This window comes from Mesorhizobium sp. B1-1-8 (genome assembly GCF_006442795.2).
Classification (GTDB): domain Bacteria; phylum Pseudomonadota; class Alphaproteobacteria; order Rhizobiales; family Rhizobiaceae; genus Mesorhizobium.
In genome coordinates this window covers 2,655,006-2,671,917 of record NZ_CP083956.1, presented here as the reverse complement: position 1 = coordinate 2,671,917, position 16,912 = coordinate 2,655,006, and the positions used below count along the sequence as shown (strand labels likewise).

Below are 16,912 nucleotides of genomic sequence, written 5' to 3'. Positions count from 1 at the left end.
TCAGCGATTCTGAACTGCCTGGCCGCGCATCGTCTTAAGCTTTTCGGCCACCGACGCTGCGAGATCGGCATAGCGCTCCTCGAGCCGCTCCGCGGCCTTGATGACCGGAAAATCATGGCCGAATTTCTCCAATGCCAGGCGCAGCTTTTCTGCGAAATCGGCCTGCTTTTCCAGCGCCGCAAACAGCGTCTTGACCTGCGCCTCGCTGATATCGGGATTGGCCAGCATCTGCGGCACCTCGCGCCCCATCTGGTCACCGGTGACGGTCTGCTCCTTCAGGATTCCGATCCAGTCGGTCAATCGTCGAACCTCCTTTTTCGACAGCATGCGCGGCGCGGGCTGCCGCGGTCAACCCGTTGCCGCCATTGCGGTCATCCCGTTGCCGCTATCGCGGTCAATCCGTTGCGCCGATGCGGGCTTGCCTCATCCCTGCCCGGCGTTAAGTTCGGCTCGACCCCGAACAAGGACCAAGGATCATGACCAGCGACGCCGAAATCCAGACCGCGCTCCCCGCTTTCGCCTCCGGCAATGTCGCCGTCATCACCGGCGGCGCCAGCGGCATCGGTCTTGCCGCGGCGAAGCGCTTTGCCGCCATGGGCATGAAGACGGTGCTTGCCGATATCGGCGGTGTACGTCTCGACCAGGCGCGGCAAGCGGTCGCGGTGATCTCCGGCGACGATGCCGCCCTTGGCGTCGCCGCCGACGTTTCCAAACCCGAAGAGGTCGATCGGCTGGCGGAAGCCGTCGCCAGCGCCTTCGGCGCGGTGTCGGTGCTGATGAACAACGCCGGCGTCGGCAACAATCCGGGCAAGCCCTGGGAAAACCGCGACGCCTGGAAGCAGCTTTTGGACATCAATTTCTGGGGCGTCGTGCATGGCGTCGAGGCCTTTGCGCCGCGCATGCTTCAGTCCGGCAAGCCAGGCCTGATCATCAACACCGGCTCCAAGCAAGGCATCACCACGCCGCCCGGCAACCTTGCCTACAATGTCTCCAAGGCCGGCGTGAAGACCTTCACCGAAGGCTTGGCGCATGCGCTGCGCAACGAGCCGGGAGCGAAAATCGCGGCGCACCTGCTCATCCCCGGTTTCACCTATACCGGTCTCACCGAAGGCGCGACCGAAAAGCCGGCGGGCGCCTGGACCGGCGAGCAGGTGATCGACTTCATGCTGGCGTCGCTTAAGCGCGGCGACTTCTACATCCTGTGCCCGGACAACGACGTCACGCGGCCGATGGATGAGAAACGCATGGCCTGGGCGATCGGCGACATCATCGAGAACCGCCCGGCTTTGTCGCGCTGGCATCCGGACCACAAGGACGCATTCACGGCCTTCATGAAGCGCTGACGCCTCGCTCAAACAGTCGCTTTCTTTTTCGCATCGCGCTTCGCCGCCACGGCCTTCTTGGCGGCGGCTTCGGCAATCTTCTTGTCATGCCGTTTTGCCGCCGCCTCGCATTTGGTGCGTATTTCCTCGACCTCGGTCTCCGTCAGGTGCTCGATGCCGATGAAGGTGTTGTGGGCCCGGCTGACGCGGATCAGCTCGTCGAGCTTGGCCTGGATCGCGGCGCTATCACGGTTTTGCGTGTTCTGGATGAGGAACACCATCAGGAAGGTGACGATGGTGGTGCCGGTATTGATGACCAGTTGCCAGGTATCCGAAAAGCCGAAAAACGGGCCGCTCAGCGCCCAGACGACGACGATCAGCACACAGGCGGCGAAGGTCGGTGGCATGCCGGCCACGTGAGCGACCCGATTAGCGATCTTGGTGAAAAGCTTCTCGAACATCCATCCCTCGATGAGCCGCCAGAGCGCAGCATTTCCGAGGAAACAAGCTGCGGCCGCTCCGGGTTCCCAGGATCGATTTTCTGGTCTGCACGTATCTGCAATCCGATACACGCGAAAAGCGTGGCGACGCGACAAAACGGCTTATCCGTTTGTTGCCATAGTGCCGGTGCAGGTCAAAAGCCTGTTTTCCGCTTCACGGCGGTTTACCTCCAGCCCCTTCCGTCGCGCCCCCCCGCCTGGCGGAAGGGGCAACGGGGGAAGATCAAGCCGCGTCGTTTTCCCAGCGGTCGAGAAAGGCCTCGATCGGCATCGCCTGCATGTCGGGAACGGCCCTGGCCAGTTTCTCGAGCGGCCAATCCCACCAGGCGAGGGTCTCGACGCGCGCCGCGACATCGGCGGCGAACCGCCGGCGCAAGGGCTTGGCCGGGACGCCGGCGACGATCGTGTAAGGCGGCACATTGTCGGTCACCACCGCGTTGGCGCCGACAACGGCGCCGTTGCCGATTGTCACGCCAGGCATGATCACCGCGCCATGGCCGATCCAGACGTCGTGGCCGATGGCTACCGACTTTGCTTGACGGCGCCCGCGAAATGCCGCGTCGACGCCCAGCCAGCGGAAATATTCGTTCGGCCGGTAGCTGACCTTGTGCTGCGTCAGCCGCTCGATCGGATGCTCGAGCGCGTTGATGCGGCTGTTGGCGGCGATCGAGCAGAATTTGCCGATCGCCGTATAGATCGCTTCCGAATGGCGTTCGAAATAGGAGAAGTCGCCGACGCTCACCTCGCGCAGGATCACCCGCTCGCCGATCGCGGCATAGCGGCCGAGCTTGCATCCCTTCAGTTCCGCCGTCGGGTGGATACGCGGCTCGGGATCTTTCAGGATGAGGTCTTCTGGGCGGTCCATGGCGCGGCTTTACGCCCGGGCGATTGGACCCGCAAGCCGGGTCCGTCTATCCTATTGCGGCTTGCCCTTGGTCCACACCACGCTCTGGCCATAGAGCGGCACGGTGGTGACCGACATCTTGGCCGAGCCGTTCTGCACCTGGCGCGAATGCGACAGATAGATCAGCGTCTCGTTCTTCTTGTCGTAGATGCGGTTCACCACCTGCTTCTTCCAGATCAGGCTGAGGCCCTGCTTGAAGACCTCCTCGCCGCCCTCGCCCATGTCGATATCGCCGATGGTGATCGGCCCGGTCTGGCGGCAGGAGATCGACGAATCGGACGGATCCTCGAACCAGTTGCCCTTTTGCAGGCGGTCGATGACGCTGCGGTCGAAATAGGCAACGTGGCAGGTGACGCCGTCCACTTTCGGATCCTTGATGGCGTCGACCATGATGTCGTTGCCGACCCAGTCGACGCCGACCTTGCCCACTTCGTCAGCCGCCGCAGCACCGGCACTCAGGGCAAGGCATGCGGCGAATGCGCCGCCGATCAGTTTTCGCAAGGGGAGCCTCCTCGGTTCGCGTTTGCCGATGTCAGGTGGGATAGGGCTATCCTGTTTGCAAGCACGTCAAGCGAGGTTGCGGCAACGCGACATCTTTGCGCGCGCGCCGGCGAACCGTTATGACTGTTCGCCAAAATCGGCCCGCGCGCCAAGACAAATTCACGACGGACACCCTGCGATGATGCGTTCAATTCTGGTCGGCATTCTCGTCCTGATGGCGGCAGGCATCGGCTGGCTCACATTCGACTGGTACCGCGGCCATTATGGCGGCGAGCCGTATGGCGGCTCCTTCACGCTGGTCGACCAGAAAGGCGCGCCGATCACCGAGACCGCGTTCAGGGGCCATCCGAGCGTCGTCTTCTTCGGCTTCACGCATTGCCCGGAGGTGTGCCCGACCACGCTTTTCGAAATGGCCGGCTGGCTGAAGACGATGGGCGACAGCGGCAAAAATCTCAATGCCTACTTCGTCTCGGTCGACCCTGAGCGCGATACGCCCGACATCATGAATTCCTATGTCAGCAATTTTTCCGACCGCATCACCGGCATCACAGGCGACCCTGACAAGGTGCATGCCATGGCCAAGGCCTTCGGCATCTATTGGAAGAAGGTCGACACCGGCGACGGCGACTACACGATGGACCATACTGCCTCGGTGCTGCTGCTCAATGCCAAGGGTGAGTTCGCCGGCACCATCGCCTATGGCGAAAGCGCCGACACCGCCATTGCCAAGCTGAAACGGCTGGCGGCTGGCGGACAAGCATGATCCCGAGAAGTGGGAACCGGTTTTCGGAAAAGGTCATGCTCAAACAAGAGTCGCCTTGATGCCGCAGACCAGGCTGCATCTCACCGCCGGCAAGATCGAGGCCGACCGCATCTTCGCAGCGCTGGATGGTGCGTTCGAGGATGACGGCCTGCCGCTGGCCGTGCTGGAGCTCGATGAGGACAACGATGTCCACGAAGTGTCGCTCTATGCCGATGGCGACGTCGATGCGATCGAGGCGCGAGTCAAGCATGTCCTCGCCGGCCTTGGCCTGCCGAAGCCCGTTGAACGCGAGGCCCTCCCCGACATCGACTGGGTGTCCCGCTCGCTGGAAGGCCTGAAGCCCGTCCGCGCGGGTCGCTTCCTCGTCCATGGCGCGCATGACCGCGGCAAGCGCCACAGCGGCGACATCGCCGTCGAGATCGAGGCCGGCCTCGCCTTCGGCACCGGCCATCACGGCACCACGGCCGGTTGCCTGGAAATGCTGGAACAGGTGGTGCGGCGCGAACACCCGCGCAACGCGCTCGACCTCGGCACCGGCAGCGCCGTGCTGGCGATCGCGCTGGCCAGGCTGGCGCATATACCGGTGCTGGCGACCGACATCGATCCGGTTGCCGTTCGGGTGGCCGCCACCAACGTCCGCCTCAACCACGTCAAGGCGCTGGTCGAGACGGTGACGGCGCCGGGCTTCCACCACCCGATCTTCGCCGGGCGCGCGCCCTTCGACCTTATCGTCGCCAATATCCTGGCGCGGCCGCTGATGCGGCTGGCGCCGCAGATGGCCAGGCACATCAGGCTCGGCGGCTCGATCGTGCTCTCCGGCATCCTCGACCGGCAGCGCGACGCCGTGATCTCGGCCTATGTCGGCCAGAGTTTTCGGCACGTCCGCACCTTGCATCGCGAAGGCTGGGTGACGATCCACCTCAAGCGGTGATTCAGACTCGATTCAATCCCGCCTGGCCCTGCCGAAACTGATTCCGGTTTGAAGGTGTATGCGTTACGGTCGCGGCTCGCATTCGAGGGAGACGCAACGATGTTCCAGAGCTTTGATTCCGCCGGCGATCCGGCCGTCGGCAAGCCGCGTGTGGCGATGCTGCGCCAATGGCTGGCGGAAATTAACCTCGATGGTTTCATTGTTCCCCGCGCGGACGAGCATCAGGGCGAGTATGTCGCCGATCGCTCCGCGCGGCTGAAATGGCTGACCGGCTTTTCCGGCTCGGCAGGCGTCGCCATCATCCTGCGCGACCGCGCCTTCATTTTCGTCGACGGCCGCTACACGCTGCAGGTGCGCGGCGAGGTCGACCTTTCGATCTTCACGATCGAGAGCCTCATCGACAATCCGCCGCCGTCCTGGATCAAGGACAATCTCGGCAAGGGCGCCAGGCTGGGTTTCGATCCCTGGCTGCATACGCTCAGTGAGATCAAGGCGCTGAAGGCGTCGGCCGAGCAATCCGGCGCAACGCTGGTGCCGCTCGACAAGAACCCCATCGACGTCATCTGGAAGGACCAGCCGCAGCCGCCGCGGGCGCCTGTCGAGCTGCATCCGATCGAATTTGCCGGCGAGCTTGCCAAGGACAAGCTGGCGCGGCTTGCAAGTGCGATCGAAAAGGACGGCGCGACCCATGTGGTGCTCACCGATCCCTCCTCGATCGCCTGGGCGTTCAACATTCGTGGCGGCGACGTAGCGCACACGCCGCTGGCGCTCGGCTTCGCCATCCTCGCCGCCGACGGCAAGCACCAGCTGTTCATGGACCAGCGCAAATTCTCGCGCATGGTCGCCGCCTACCTCACCCAGCTTGCCGATTTGCACGAGCCAGGCGGGTTCGAGGCCGCCGTTGCCGATCTTGCAAGGGGCGGTGCGAAGATCGCGCTCGATCCGGTGCTGGCGGCGGAAAAGCTGAAGATGCTGGTCGAGGGCAATGGCGGCACCGTCGTCTCGGCTGCCGACCCCGCCCGCATTCCGCGCGCCACCAAGAACCAGGCCGAGATTGCCGGCAGCCGCGCTGCGCACCGCCGCGACGGCGCCGCGGTCGCCAAGCTGCTCTGCTGGCTCGACCGGCAAAAGCCGGACACGCTCGACGAGATCGACGTCGTGACCAAGCTCGAGGAGGTGCGCCGGCAGACCGGCGAGGAAACGCAGATGCCGCTGCGCGACATCTCCTTCGACACGATTTCCGGCGCCGGCCCGAATGGCGCCATCATGCATTACCGCGTTTCGCGCGCCACCAGCCGCAAGCTTGTCGAGGGCGAGCTGTTCCTGCTCGATTCCGGCGGTCAATATCAGGACGGCACCACTGACATCACCCGCACCGTCCCAATTGGCCAGCCGACCGAGGAGATGCGCGAGCGCTTCACCTTGGTGCTGAAAGGCATGATCGGAATCTCGACGCTGCGCTTCCCCGCCGGCACGCGCGGTTCGGAGATCGATGCCCTGGCGCGTGTGGCGCTGTGGAAGCATGGCTGCGACTTCGCCCATGGCACCGGCCATGGCGTCGGCTCCTATCTCGCCGTGCACGAGGGCCCGCAGCGCATCGCGCGCACCGGCACCGAAAAGCTGCTCGCCGGCATGATGCTCTCCAACGAGCCTGGCTATTACAAGGAAGGCTCCTACGGCATCCGCATCGAGAACCTCGTCCTGGTGACGCCGGCTGAGCAAATAGAGGGCGGCGACATCGCCATGCACAGCTTCGAGACGCTGACGCTGGCGCCGATCGACAAGCGGCTTATACGCACGGAGCTCCTGACGCGCGACGAACTGCACTGGCTCGACACCTACCACGCGCGCGTGCTGGCCGAGATCGGCCCGATGGTGGACGGCGAGACGCTGACCTGGCTGGAGAAAGCCACCGCGCCGCTGCCACACGACGCCAAGATTTGATCTAGAGCATGATCCCGAAAAGTGGGAACCGGTTTTCGGACAACGATCATGCTCCAACAAAGAGTTAGACCGTGATGGCGATTCAACGAAACGTCATCACGGTCTAACCGACGAATTGCCGGGCCAGGATCAGCACCGCCGCGCCGGCCAAAAACATCGCCATTAGCCCGCCGCGCAGCGATGCCAGCGCGGTGACGATCAGCGCCGCCCATTCGGCGGGACCGGCATGCAGGAGCTCCGGCGCCACCAGCGTCGTCAGCACAGCGGCCGGCACGGCGTTCAGCCCTGCCTCGACGCGCGGATGAATGGTCTCGAAGCGCGAGATGACGAGGTGGCCGCCGACGCGGGTGAGATAGGTGGCGACGGCGCCGGCCAAAATGATCCAGAAGGTCGTGCTCATGGCCGCTCTCCCACGCCGCTGCGATGCGGCGGCAGGATCACCGCCAGAAGCACGCCGGCGATCGCGCCGATGGAAACGTGCCAGGGCGAACCGACCGTCTTGTAGGCGATGATGGAAGCCACCGCGCTGGCCGCAACCACGGGCAGCCAGAGCGGCCGCTTGCGGAAGCCGAGCACGAGCCCGAGAAAATAGATCGGCAGCAGGAAATCGATGCCAAGCGCGTGCGTGTCCGGAATGAGCTTGCCGAACACCGCGCCCAGCGCGCTTTCGACCACCCAGAAGAAATAGATCGGCAGCCCGAGCCCGAGATACCAGACGAAACCGACCGGGCGGCCGGACTCTGCCCTCGCCTCGGCGATGGCAAATTGCGGATCGGTCAGGATGAAATAGCCGAGCGCCTGCTGCAGCACCGGCCAATGCGCGATGCGCCGCCCGATGCCGGCTGAATAGAGCACATGGCGAAAGTTCACTGCGAAGATCGACAGCACGATCAGCCAGGGAGCGACATGCTGGCCGAACAGTTCGATGCCGACCATCTGGCTGGCGCCGCCATAGATCATGGCGCTCATCAGGAAGGCTTCGAGCACGGAAAAACCGTTGTCGACGGCAAGCGCGCCAAACAAAATCGCAAACGGCGCCGAGGCGACGACCACGGGCATCGACAGCCGCACGCCATCCCAGAAATCGCTCTTCACGCCGCTTTCGGAGATAGCTTCCGCCGACATCCAACTGCTCCCTTGAGCGGCTTGATGTAGGGAGCGTCGCCTTTCTTGTCACACAAATTCGCTTGAGCCGACGATCAGCAGAACTGATCGCCGAACAAGGTAACGTTTACCCAGCTTTGCCCTGGATCGCCCTGCCCCAGTCGAGCAGCGGCTTGGCGCGCAAGGTGAAATCGACGAGGTTATCGACCAGCGCCGGCGAATGGATCGTCGCCGGATCGATAGCCTGCTGAACATAGAAGTGCCTGTTGCGGACGGCGGCGGCGAGATCGGCCTCCGCAACGTCCTCAAAGCCGCGCGGCGCGCGCTTCAGGCAGCCTTCGGTCTCCAGCTCGAGCCTTGCCTTCTTCAGCGCAGAAACCATGCCGCGGAACGCCGCGGGCTTCGTCACGATCGTCTTGCGCATCGCCTGCAGCAGTTCCGGTCCCGGCTGCCACCAGGCGACGCCGGCGAAACTGCGCTCGAGCCCGATATGCACGTAAAAGACGCCTTGCTCCATCTTGGTGCCGTCCGGCGACAGGATGGCAGACAGATGCCGGTTGTAGGGCCGCTTGTCCTTGGAGAAACGCACGTCCCGGTTGATGCGGAACAGCGACTTCTTGCGGTCGCCGCGCAGGCCGAGCCCGGCCGTCGCAAAACGCTCGGTGAGCGTCTCGACAAGGTCGCAGAACGGTTCGTGCAGCTCGCTTTCGTAGAGGCCGCGGTTTTCCTGGAACCATTCCCGGCTCTGGTGGAAGTCGAGCGCCTTCAGGAATGGAATGGCCTTGTCGCCAAAACCCTTGAATGCGCCCGCCATCAGCCGCCCCTGCCTATCCGCTGCAGCCAGGTATCCTCGTCGATCACCTCGATGCCGAGGTCGGTGGCGACCTTCAGCTTGGATCCGGCGCCAGGCCCGGCCACCACCAGATCGGTCTTCGCCGAAACCGAGCCCGCGACCTTGGCGCCGAGGCGCTCCGCCATCGCCTTGGCTTCGGACCGCGTTACCTTTTCCAGCGTGCCGGTGAACACGATCGTCTTGCCAGACACTTCGCTGCCGGCCGAGATCTCCACGACATAGGGCTTCGGATGGACCTGCGCCAGCAGCGCGTCGAGCACGGCGTCATTGCGTTCGTTGCAGAAGAAATCGCGCAGCGCGTTGATAACCGTGTCGCCGATGCCGTTGATCGACGGAAAGACGCTGTGTGGATCCTCGGCCTTGGCCGTCTCCTTGCCGACGCGGATCAGCTCCTCGATGGTCGAGAACTGACGGGCAAGCACCGCGGCCGTCGTCTCGCCGATGTGGCGGATGCCAAGCGCAAAGATGAAGCGGTCGAGCTCCGGCTCGCGGCGCGCATCGATGGCCGCGAACAGCTTGTCGAGGCTTTCATAATTGCGCTCCTCGACACTGCGCGCATTCTTGCGCGCCTTGCCGGATGCCGCCTCGCGCTGCCGCGCCTGCTCCTCCCGCCGCTCTGCCAGCGCCCTGGTGACAGCGGGCCGCCTATCCTTGAGCGTGAAGATGTCGGCCGCCGTCTTGACCAATCCGCGATTGAAGAACAAGTCGATGTTTTCGGCGCCCAGGCCTTCAATATCGAGCGCGCCGCGCGACACGAAGTGACGCAATCTTTCCACCGCCTGCGCGGCGCAGATCAGCTCGCCGGTGCAGCGCCGGCGGGAATCTTCCTTGCCGGTCTTCTCGTTGATCTCGCGCGTCGCCGGCGAACCGCAGACCGGACAGGTGTGCGGAAATTCGTAAGGCACGGCATCGGCCGGCCGTTTGTCGACGACGACGCTGACGATCTGCGGAATGACGTCGCCTGCCCGTTGGATGACGACCGTGTCGCCTATGCGCACGTCGATGCCGTCGCGGATCGGCTGGCCGTTGCTGTCGAAGCCTTTGATATAATCTTCGTTGTGGAGGGTGACGTTCTCGACCACCACGCCGCCGACCGTCACCGGCGCCAGCCGCGCAACCGGCGCCAGCGTGCCGGTGCGGCCGACCTGGATATCGATCCGTTCCACCGTCGTCATCGCCTGCTCGGCCGGGAATTTGTGGGCAACCGCCCAGCGCGGCTCGCCGGTGACGAAACCCCAGCGGCGCTGCAGTTCCAACTGGTCGACCTTGTAGACGACGCCGTCGATGTCATAGCCGAGCGAGGAGCGCTGATCCTCGATCCGGTGATAATGCGCGATCAGTTCCTCGACCGACTTAGCCCGCACCATCAGCGGGCTGACCTTGAACCCCCATTCGGCGAATTTCTGCACGGCGGCGTATTGGGTCGGCGCGGGATCCGCCGTCGTATAGCCCCAGGCATAGGCGAAGAATTTAAGGTTGCGGCTGGCGGTGACCGTCGGGTCCTTCTGCCGCAGCGAGCCGGCCGCCGTGTTGCGTGGATTGACATAATCCTGGCCGCCGATCGCCGCCGAGCGCTCCTTCAGCGCCTCGAATTCGGCATAGGTCATGTAGACCTCGCCCCGCACCTCGATGACGTCCGGCCAGCCGGATCCCTTCAGCGTCTTCGGAATATCGGAAATGGTCTTGAGATTGGCCGTGATGTCTTCGCCGACGGCGCCATCGCCGCGCGTCGCGCCCTGCACGAACACGCCGTTTTCATAGCGCAGCGAGGCCGACAACCCGTCGATCTTCGGCTCGGCCGTGAAGGCAATGTCGAGATCCTTGTCGCGGTCGAAGAAGCGCCGCCCGCGTTCGATGAAGTCGGCGACGTCCTGGTCGGTGTAGGCCTTGGCGAGGCTGAGCATCGGCACCGCGTGGCGCACTTTGGCAAAGCCCTCGGCCAGCGGCGCGCCGACGCGGCGCGACGGCGAATCCTCGCGCACCAGATCCGGGAAACGCTCCTCGATGGCGAGGTTGCGCCGGCGCAGCGCGTCGTACTCAGCGTCCGTGATCGTCGGCGCGTCCTCGGTGTGATAATGCCGGTCGTGCACCGCGATCTCTTCAGCCAGCCGCTTCAGCTCGTCCACGGCTTCGCTCTCGCTCAATGATTCGACTGGCTTTTCCGACATGCAGCGCGTTCCTCGACTATGGCGGGCCACTATAAATCAGGATTCGCCGGCAGGGAGTCGGCCTGCGCAAAAATCATTGTTGAACAGCGGGATGCAGTCATCTGCTGACTCTGCTTTCCAGCATGGAGAATCAAGCAGCCGGGATGCGTTGAGATCGAGGTCGGGCCAAGCCGGGAAGGGGTGGCTTCCGGGAAGCTAAGCCGCGGCCGTATTCTCGCGCAGCAGCCGCTCGGCGGCGGCGCGGGCTTCGTCGGTGATGGTGGCGCCGGCGAGCATGCGCGCGATCTCTTCCTGGCGCGCCGCGCGGTCCATCTCCGCAATGCCGGTGGCGACACGGTCGCTGCCGCCGGACTTGGAGATCAGGAAATGCGTGGCCGCGCGCGCCGCCACTTGCGGTGCATGGGTGACGGAAAGCACCTGCACACGTTTCGACAACCTCGCCAGCCGCTGGCCGATGGCGTCGGCCACGGCGCCGCCGACACCGGTGTCGATTTCGTCGAAAACCAAGGTCGGCGCCGAGCCACGGTCGGCCAGCGCCACTTTAAGCGCCAAAAGGAAGCGCGAAAGCTCGCCCCCCGAAGCCACCTTCATCATCGGGCCTGGCCTTGTGCCTGGATTGGTGCGCACCCAGAACTCGACCTGATCGATGCCCTCTTCCATGCGGCCTTCGGCGTCGCTTGCAATTTCGACGATGAACTCGGCCCGTTCGAGCTTGAGTGCCGGCAATTCGGCCATCACCGCTTTGGTCAGGCCCGCGGCGGCGGCATGACGCAGCGAGGAAAGCTGCGCGGCGGCAATGTCATAGGCCTTGCGCGCGGCGGCCGCCTGCTTCTCCAACCCGTGTAGCCGCTCTTCGCCGGCATCGAGGTCGGCAAGGTCGGCCACCATCGTGTCGCGCAGCTGCGCCAGGTCGTCGACGGCGACATTGTGCTTGCGCGAGGCGGCGCGCAGCGAAAACAGCCGCTCCTCCGCCTTCTCCAGACGCTGCGGATCATATTCGGTGGCGCGAAGCGCGGCTTCGACGCCGGACTGCGCCGCGTCGAGCGAGATCATCGCCTCGTCCAGCGATTTCACCACGTCGTCGAGCAGGCCCGGTGCTTCGCCCGCCTTGCGCTGCAGCCGCCGGAGCAGGCTGGCAAGCTGCGGCAGGGGCGAGGACGGCCCAGACAGCACGTCCTGCGCATCATGGATTTCCGAGGCGATCTTTTCTGCCCGCATCATCGTCGCGCGCAACTCGGCGAGAACGGCCTCTTCCCCTGGTTGGGGATCGAGCTTCGTCAGCTCCGCGACGGAGGCGCGCAGATAGTCGGCCTCACGCGCCGCCGCCTCGACCTTGGCGCGATGCCTTGACAGTTCCTGCTCGCAACCGAGCCAGTAGCGCCAGGCCTCGCCCGCTCCACGCGCCGAGCCCAGATGGCCGCCAAAGCTGTCCAGCAAGTCGCGATGCGCGCCGGGATCGACCAGGGCGCGCTCATCGTGCTGGCCATGGATCTCGACCAGCGCACGGCCGACATCGCGCATCAACGTGACGCTGGAGGGCTGATCATTAACAAACACGCGCGTGCGGCCATCCGCCGTCTGGACACGGCGCAGGATGATGTCGCCGTCGTCCTCAATGGCGTTCTCAGCGAGCATCGCGCGGGCCGGATGGTTGCGCGGCACGTCGAACACCGCGATGACTTGGCCTTGCGCCGCGCCGTGGCGGACCAGCGAGGCATCGCCGCGCGCGCCAAGCGCCAGCGACAGCGCATCGAGCAGGATGGATTTGCCGGCGCCGGTCTCGCCGGTCAGCACCGAAAGGCCGGGCAGGAAGTCGATGTCCAGCTTCTCGATCAGAACGATATCGCGGATCGACAGTCTGGACAGCATCAGCTTCAGGCGCCGGTAATCAGTTTCCCGGCCTTGGAGATCCACGACCCGGCATTTTCGCGCGGCTCAAGCCCATTGCTCTGCAGGAGCTTGTAGGAGTCCTTGTACCACTGGCTGTCCGGATAGTTGTGACCAAGCACCGCCGCGGCGGTCTGCGCTTCCGAGGTCAGACCCATGGCGTAATAGCTCTCGGTCAGGCGCGCGAGCGCCTCTTCGACATGGCGCGTGTTGGAATAATTCTCGACCACGGTGCGGAAGCGCTTGACGGCGGCGATATATTCGCGGCGCTCGAGATAATAGCGGCCGATCTGCATTTCCTTGCCGGCGAGCTGGTCGGTGGCGAAGCGGATCTTGTCCTTGGCGTCATCGACATATTCGGAGGTCGGCCAGCGCGTCACCAGTTCCTGCATGGTCTGCACGGTCTGGCGCGCTTCCTTCTGGTCCTGGGTGACGTCCTTGATCTGACGGTAGTAGCTCAAGCCGATGATGTACTGCGCGTAGGCAGCATCGTCCGTCGACGGATAGAGCGTCAGATAGCGCTTGGCCGAGCCGATCGCCTCGTCATAATTGCCGGCGCGATAGTCGGCGAAGGCGCCCATAACCATCGATTTGCGGGCGAATTCCGAATAGGGATGCTGACGGTCGACAGCATCGAACTTCTTGCTCGCTTCGTCCAGGCGGCCGGCGTTCAAATTGGCGAGGCCCTGGTTGTAGAGAACGTCCGCCGGTTCGGTCTGGTCGACATAGGTCGCCAGATTAACGTCCTTCTCGGACGACAGGCAGGCGGACAGCACCAGCGAAGGAACGACCACCGACAGCGCCAGGAAAACAGCCCGATGCGGCGCTACCGATTGACCAACTCGCGAAAAAAACATGTTTGGAATCCGCCCTTTCGGCGCCGTTTCGGTCCGGGCCGCAGCCATAAACCATATTCCCCTTGCCCGGCAACGCTATCTGCGGCCAATCGCACATTTTTGTGGCGGTTTGACGCAATGCGCGAGGCTGCACAATTTCGGGAGTTTGTGATGCATCCGCGCAACACAACCCCGCCCCTATAACGCCAGAAAATCGTTAAAAATCAGATCACCCAGGGTGCGTAGACCGGCCCGCTGACAGCGATCATCTCGGCGCTGCGGCCGCGATCGCGGCGCCTGGTCTCGACGATCTCGAAGGCCGTGCGGTCCGAAAGCAGGCGGCGCAGCGCCGCAGCGTTCATCCGGTGGCCGCCGCGATAGGAGCGGAAGCAGCCGATGAAACGCGCCCCGGCCAGCGCCAGATCGCCCATGGCATCGAGCGTCTTGTGGCGGGCGAACTCGTTCGGGTAGCGCAGCCCGCCGACATTGATGACGCGGTTGTCGTCACCGATGACCAGCGAATTCTCGAGCGACGAGCCGAGCGCGTAGCCGGCCGCCCACAGTCGCTCGACATCCTTCATGAAGCCGAAGGTGCGGGCCCGCGCGATGTCGCGGCGGAAGATGTCGGCGTTGATGTCGGAGGCAAAAAGCTGACGGCCGATCGCCGGGCTTTCGAAATCGATCTCGACCTCGAAGCGCGTGCCGTCATAGGGGCGGAATTCGGCCCAGGACGCGCCGGCTTCGATGCGGACCGGCTTGACCACGCGGATATAGCGGCGCTTGACCGGCAGCGTCTCGATGCCGGCCTGGTCGATGGCCTCGACGAAGGCAACCGCGCTGCCGTCGAGAATGGGGACCTCCGGACCGTCGATCTCGATGATGAGGTTGTCGATGCCGAGCCCAAACACCGTCGCCATCAGGTGCTCGACAGTGCCGATATGCTGGCCGGCAGGATCGCCGAGCATGGTGCAAAGATCGGTCGCGCCGACCTCGGAAACCAGCGCGCGGAACTCGCGGCCCGCACCGCCATCCGAAAGGTGGAACACGATGCCGGTATCGGCGTCGGCGGGCAGGAAATGAACGGTGACGGGTTTGCCGCTGTGGACGCCCGCGCCGGTCAGCGTCGCACGCGATTTAACTGTCGTCTGATAGTCGTGCAAGACAAACCCCATAGCCTGCGTCCGCTTCGTCAGCCGCTTGCGCATTTTGCGGCCAAATGGATCATTTGGCGTCCGCATGAAAGCGGCAAAATAAACAAGGGCATGCGGCTCTGATGATCGGCAGGCAGGGCCAACTCCCCGAATCCCGGCAAACCGACTTTAGTCCGGCGCGAAGATAGTGGTCCCGCCGGGAGACTCCAAATCACGGTTTCTTTCCCGGTGTAACCGCATCTGGACGCGAGGAAATACACGTAAGCCTCTGTTTTATCACCATTTTAAAATGCCAACAGGCAGACGGTCGCTCGTCTGCCTGTTAACAACCGTTATAAATCGTTAACGATCAGTTGGCCTGGCGGCGCAGGAACGCCGGAATCTCCAGCTGGTCGTCTTCCTGGACTGTACGCGCCTGCGGCGTCAGCCGGCCCTGGTCGTCAAGCTGGCCGCGACGCGGCGCGTAGAGCTGCGGATCCTGGCTGGCGAGGCGGCGCATTTCCGGTGCTGCCTGGCGCAGTTTCGGCTCGCGCGGCTGCGCCGGCTGGAGCCGCGCCGGCTCTTCCTCGCGGCGGGTCAGGCCGTTGGTCAGCCGCTTGATCAATCCCATCGGTCCGCTGTTCTCATGGTCGGCGGGGCGGCTCTTGGCTTCCACCTCGGCCTTCACCACCGGCGGAAAGTCCTCGACGCGCGGCATGCGCTGCGGCGCCGCCGCCATCGGCTGCGGCATTTCGCGCAGCGGCGCCGGCTGCACGATCTGCTGCTGCACCACCGGCTGCGGCTGAGGCTGCGCCGGCGGAGCCTGGAAGATCTTGCTCTGCGGACGGAAGTCGTCGACCGGCGCCTGACGCGGCTGCGCCATCGCGGCGGCGTTGGCCTCGGCAAGCTGGATCGCTTCGGCGACCGGATCAAAGGCGCGAGGCTCGTAAGCCTGCTGCTGAACCGGTGCGGGACGGCTTTCCTGAACAGGCGCTGCTGGACGGGCAACCGGCTTTTGCGGCGCGCGGATCGAGATCGGCGCAGCAGCGATTTCGGCCGCCGACTTGTCGATGCCGGTGGCGACGACCGAGACGCGGATCACGCCTTCCAGATCCTCGTCGAAGGTGGCGCCGAGGATGATGTTGGCGTCCTGGTCGACCTCCTCGCGGATGCGGGTCGCGGCCTCGTCGACCTCGAACAGGGTGAGGTCGCGGCCGCCGGTGATCGAGATCAGCAGGCCCTTGGCGCCCTTCATCGAGGTCTCGTCGAGCAGCGGGTTGGCGATGGCGGCTTCCGCCGCTGCCATCGCGCGGCCCTCGCCCGAAGCCTCGCCGGTGCCCATCATCGCCTTGCCCATCTCGCGCATCACCGAGCGCACGTCGGCGAAGTCGAGATTGATCAGGCCTTCCTTGACCATCAGGTCGGTGATGCAGGCGACGCCGGAATAGAGCACCTGGTCGGCCATGGCGAAGGCATCGGCGAAGGTGGTCTTGTCATTGGCCAGCCTGAACAGGTTCTGGTTGGGGATGACGATCAGCGTATCGACGCATTTCTGCAGTTCCTCGATGCCCATGTCGGCCGTCTTCATGCGGCGCTGGCCTTCGAAGTGGAACGGCTTGGTGACGACGCCGACGGTGAGGATGCCCTTTTCGCGCGCGGCGCGGGCAACGACCGGAGCAGCGCCGGTGCCGGTGCCGCCGCCCATGCCGGCGGTGACGAAGCACATATGGGTGTTGGAGAGATGATCGATGATCTCGTCGATGCACTCTTCCGCCGCCGCGCGGCCGACTTCCGGCTGCGAACCGGCGCCGAGCCCTTCGGTGACATGCGCGCCGAGCTGGATCAGCCGCTCCGCCTTCGACATCGTCAGCGCCTGCGCATCGGTGTTGGCCACCACGAACTCGACGCCGCGCAAGCCGGCGGTGATCATATTGTTTACGGCATTGCCGCCGCCGCCGCCGACACCGAACACGGTGATGCGCGGCTTAAGCTCGGTGATGTCCGGCTTCTGCAGATTGATGGTCATTGTCTCCGTCCTTTGCCTTTCCCGCCGCCTCGCCGCTGCGGCC

General features: G+C 64.4%; 16 protein-coding genes. 4 read left to right on the top strand and 12 right to left on the bottom strand.

Going from position 1 to position 16,912, the window contains the following annotated elements; translation table 11 throughout:
- Positions 1–300, bottom strand: coding sequence for a hypothetical protein (locus FJ974_RS12970; RefSeq protein ID WP_140530327.1), 300 nt, complete (start codon positions 298–300; stop codon positions 1–3).
- Between the two features lie 176 nt (positions 301–476).
- Here FJ974_RS12970 and FJ974_RS12965 point away from each other — a divergent pair, with 176 nt between their 5' ends.
- Entirely contained in the window at positions 477–1,343 is an 867-nt protein-coding gene (locus FJ974_RS12965; RefSeq protein ID WP_140530324.1) for an SDR family NAD(P)-dependent oxidoreductase, read from the top strand.
- 8 nt (positions 1,344–1,351) lie between these two features.
- Here FJ974_RS12965 and FJ974_RS12960 read toward each other — a convergent pair whose 3' ends face one another.
- The 3 genes from FJ974_RS12960 to FJ974_RS12950 all read right to left on the bottom strand — a co-directional run bounded on the left by FJ974_RS12960 (position 1,352) and on the right by FJ974_RS12950 (position 3,227).
- Positions 1,352–1,783: a low affinity iron permease family protein gene (locus FJ974_RS12960; RefSeq protein WP_140530888.1), complete on the bottom strand. Its 432-nt coding sequence runs from the start codon at positions 1,781–1,783 to the stop codon at positions 1,352–1,354.
- Positions 1,784–2,045: 262 nt separating this feature from the next.
- A complete protein-coding gene (locus tag FJ974_RS12955) occupies positions 2,046–2,687 on the bottom strand; it encodes a DapH/DapD/GlmU-related protein (RefSeq protein ID WP_140530322.1) in 642 nt (213 codons plus the stop codon).
- Positions 2,688–2,738: 51 nt separating this feature from the next.
- On the bottom strand, positions 2,739–3,227 hold the full coding sequence (locus FJ974_RS12950; RefSeq protein ID WP_181177019.1) for a CreA family protein: 489 nt from the start codon (positions 3,225–3,227) through the stop codon (positions 2,739–2,741).
- A 178-nt stretch (positions 3,228–3,405) separates the two neighbouring features.
- Between FJ974_RS12950 and FJ974_RS12945 the strand changes: the two genes are divergently transcribed.
- The 3 genes from FJ974_RS12945 to FJ974_RS12935 all read left to right on the top strand — a co-directional run bounded on the left by FJ974_RS12945 (position 3,406) and on the right by FJ974_RS12935 (position 6,865).
- Positions 3,406–3,990 (top strand): SCO family protein, encoded by a 585-nt coding sequence (locus FJ974_RS12945; RefSeq protein WP_140530315.1) that lies wholly within the window; start codon positions 3,406–3,408, stop codon positions 3,988–3,990.
- A gap of 58 nt (positions 3,991–4,048) precedes the next feature.
- Complete coding sequence (locus FJ974_RS12940; protein ID WP_140530312.1) at positions 4,049–4,921, top strand: 50S ribosomal protein L11 methyltransferase; 873 nt, start codon at positions 4,049–4,051, stop codon at positions 4,919–4,921.
- Between the two features lie 99 nt (positions 4,922–5,020).
- On the top strand, positions 5,021–6,865 hold the full coding sequence (locus FJ974_RS12935) for an aminopeptidase P family protein (protein WP_140530309.1): 1,845 nt from the start codon (positions 5,021–5,023) through the stop codon (positions 6,863–6,865).
- Between the two features lie 103 nt (positions 6,866–6,968).
- On the opposite strand, the gene FJ974_RS12930 is transcribed toward FJ974_RS12935, so the two are convergent.
- The 8 genes from FJ974_RS12930 to ftsZ all read right to left on the bottom strand — a co-directional run bounded on the left by FJ974_RS12930 (position 6,969) and on the right by ftsZ (position 16,869).
- Entirely contained in the window at positions 6,969–7,265 is a 297-nt protein-coding gene (locus FJ974_RS12930) for an AzlD family protein (protein ID WP_140530307.1), read from the bottom strand.
- Entirely contained in the window at positions 7,262–7,990 is a 729-nt protein-coding gene (locus FJ974_RS12925; protein ID WP_140530304.1) for an AzlC family ABC transporter permease, read from the bottom strand. The genes FJ974_RS12930 and FJ974_RS12925 overlap by 4 nt, the downstream gene beginning before the upstream one ends.
- Positions 7,991–8,096: 106 nt before the next feature.
- The gene (locus FJ974_RS12920; protein WP_140530301.1) at positions 8,097–8,783 is read right to left on the bottom strand and encodes a DUF2461 domain-containing protein; all 687 of its coding nucleotides are present in this window, start codon (positions 8,781–8,783) and stop codon (positions 8,097–8,099) included.
- A complete protein-coding gene (ligA, locus tag FJ974_RS12915) occupies positions 8,783–10,990 on the bottom strand; it encodes an NAD-dependent DNA ligase LigA (protein ID WP_140530298.1) in 2,208 nt (735 codons plus the stop codon). The genes FJ974_RS12920 and ligA overlap by 1 nt, the downstream gene beginning before the upstream one ends.
- 195 nt (positions 10,991–11,185) lie before the next feature.
- Complete coding sequence (recN, locus tag FJ974_RS12910; protein WP_140530295.1) at positions 11,186–12,859, bottom strand: DNA repair protein RecN; 1,674 nt, start codon at positions 12,857–12,859, stop codon at positions 11,186–11,188.
- 5 nt (positions 12,860–12,864) lie between these two features.
- Positions 12,865–13,734 carry an outer membrane protein assembly factor BamD gene (locus FJ974_RS12905; RefSeq protein ID WP_140530292.1) on the bottom strand — a complete coding sequence of 290 codons (870 nt, stop codon included), beginning with the start codon at positions 13,732–13,734 and terminating at the stop codon, positions 12,865–12,867.
- A 203-nt stretch (positions 13,735–13,937) separates the two neighbouring features.
- A complete protein-coding gene (gene lpxC / locus FJ974_RS12900; protein ID WP_140530289.1) occupies positions 13,938–14,885 on the bottom strand; it encodes a UDP-3-O-acyl-N-acetylglucosamine deacetylase in 948 nt (315 codons plus the stop codon).
- A gap of 328 nt (positions 14,886–15,213) precedes the next feature.
- Positions 15,214–16,869: a cell division protein FtsZ gene (gene ftsZ, locus FJ974_RS12895; RefSeq protein ID WP_140530286.1), complete on the bottom strand. Its 1,656-nt coding sequence runs from the start codon at positions 16,867–16,869 to the stop codon at positions 15,214–15,216.
- Positions 16,870–16,912 lie beyond the last annotated feature (43 nt).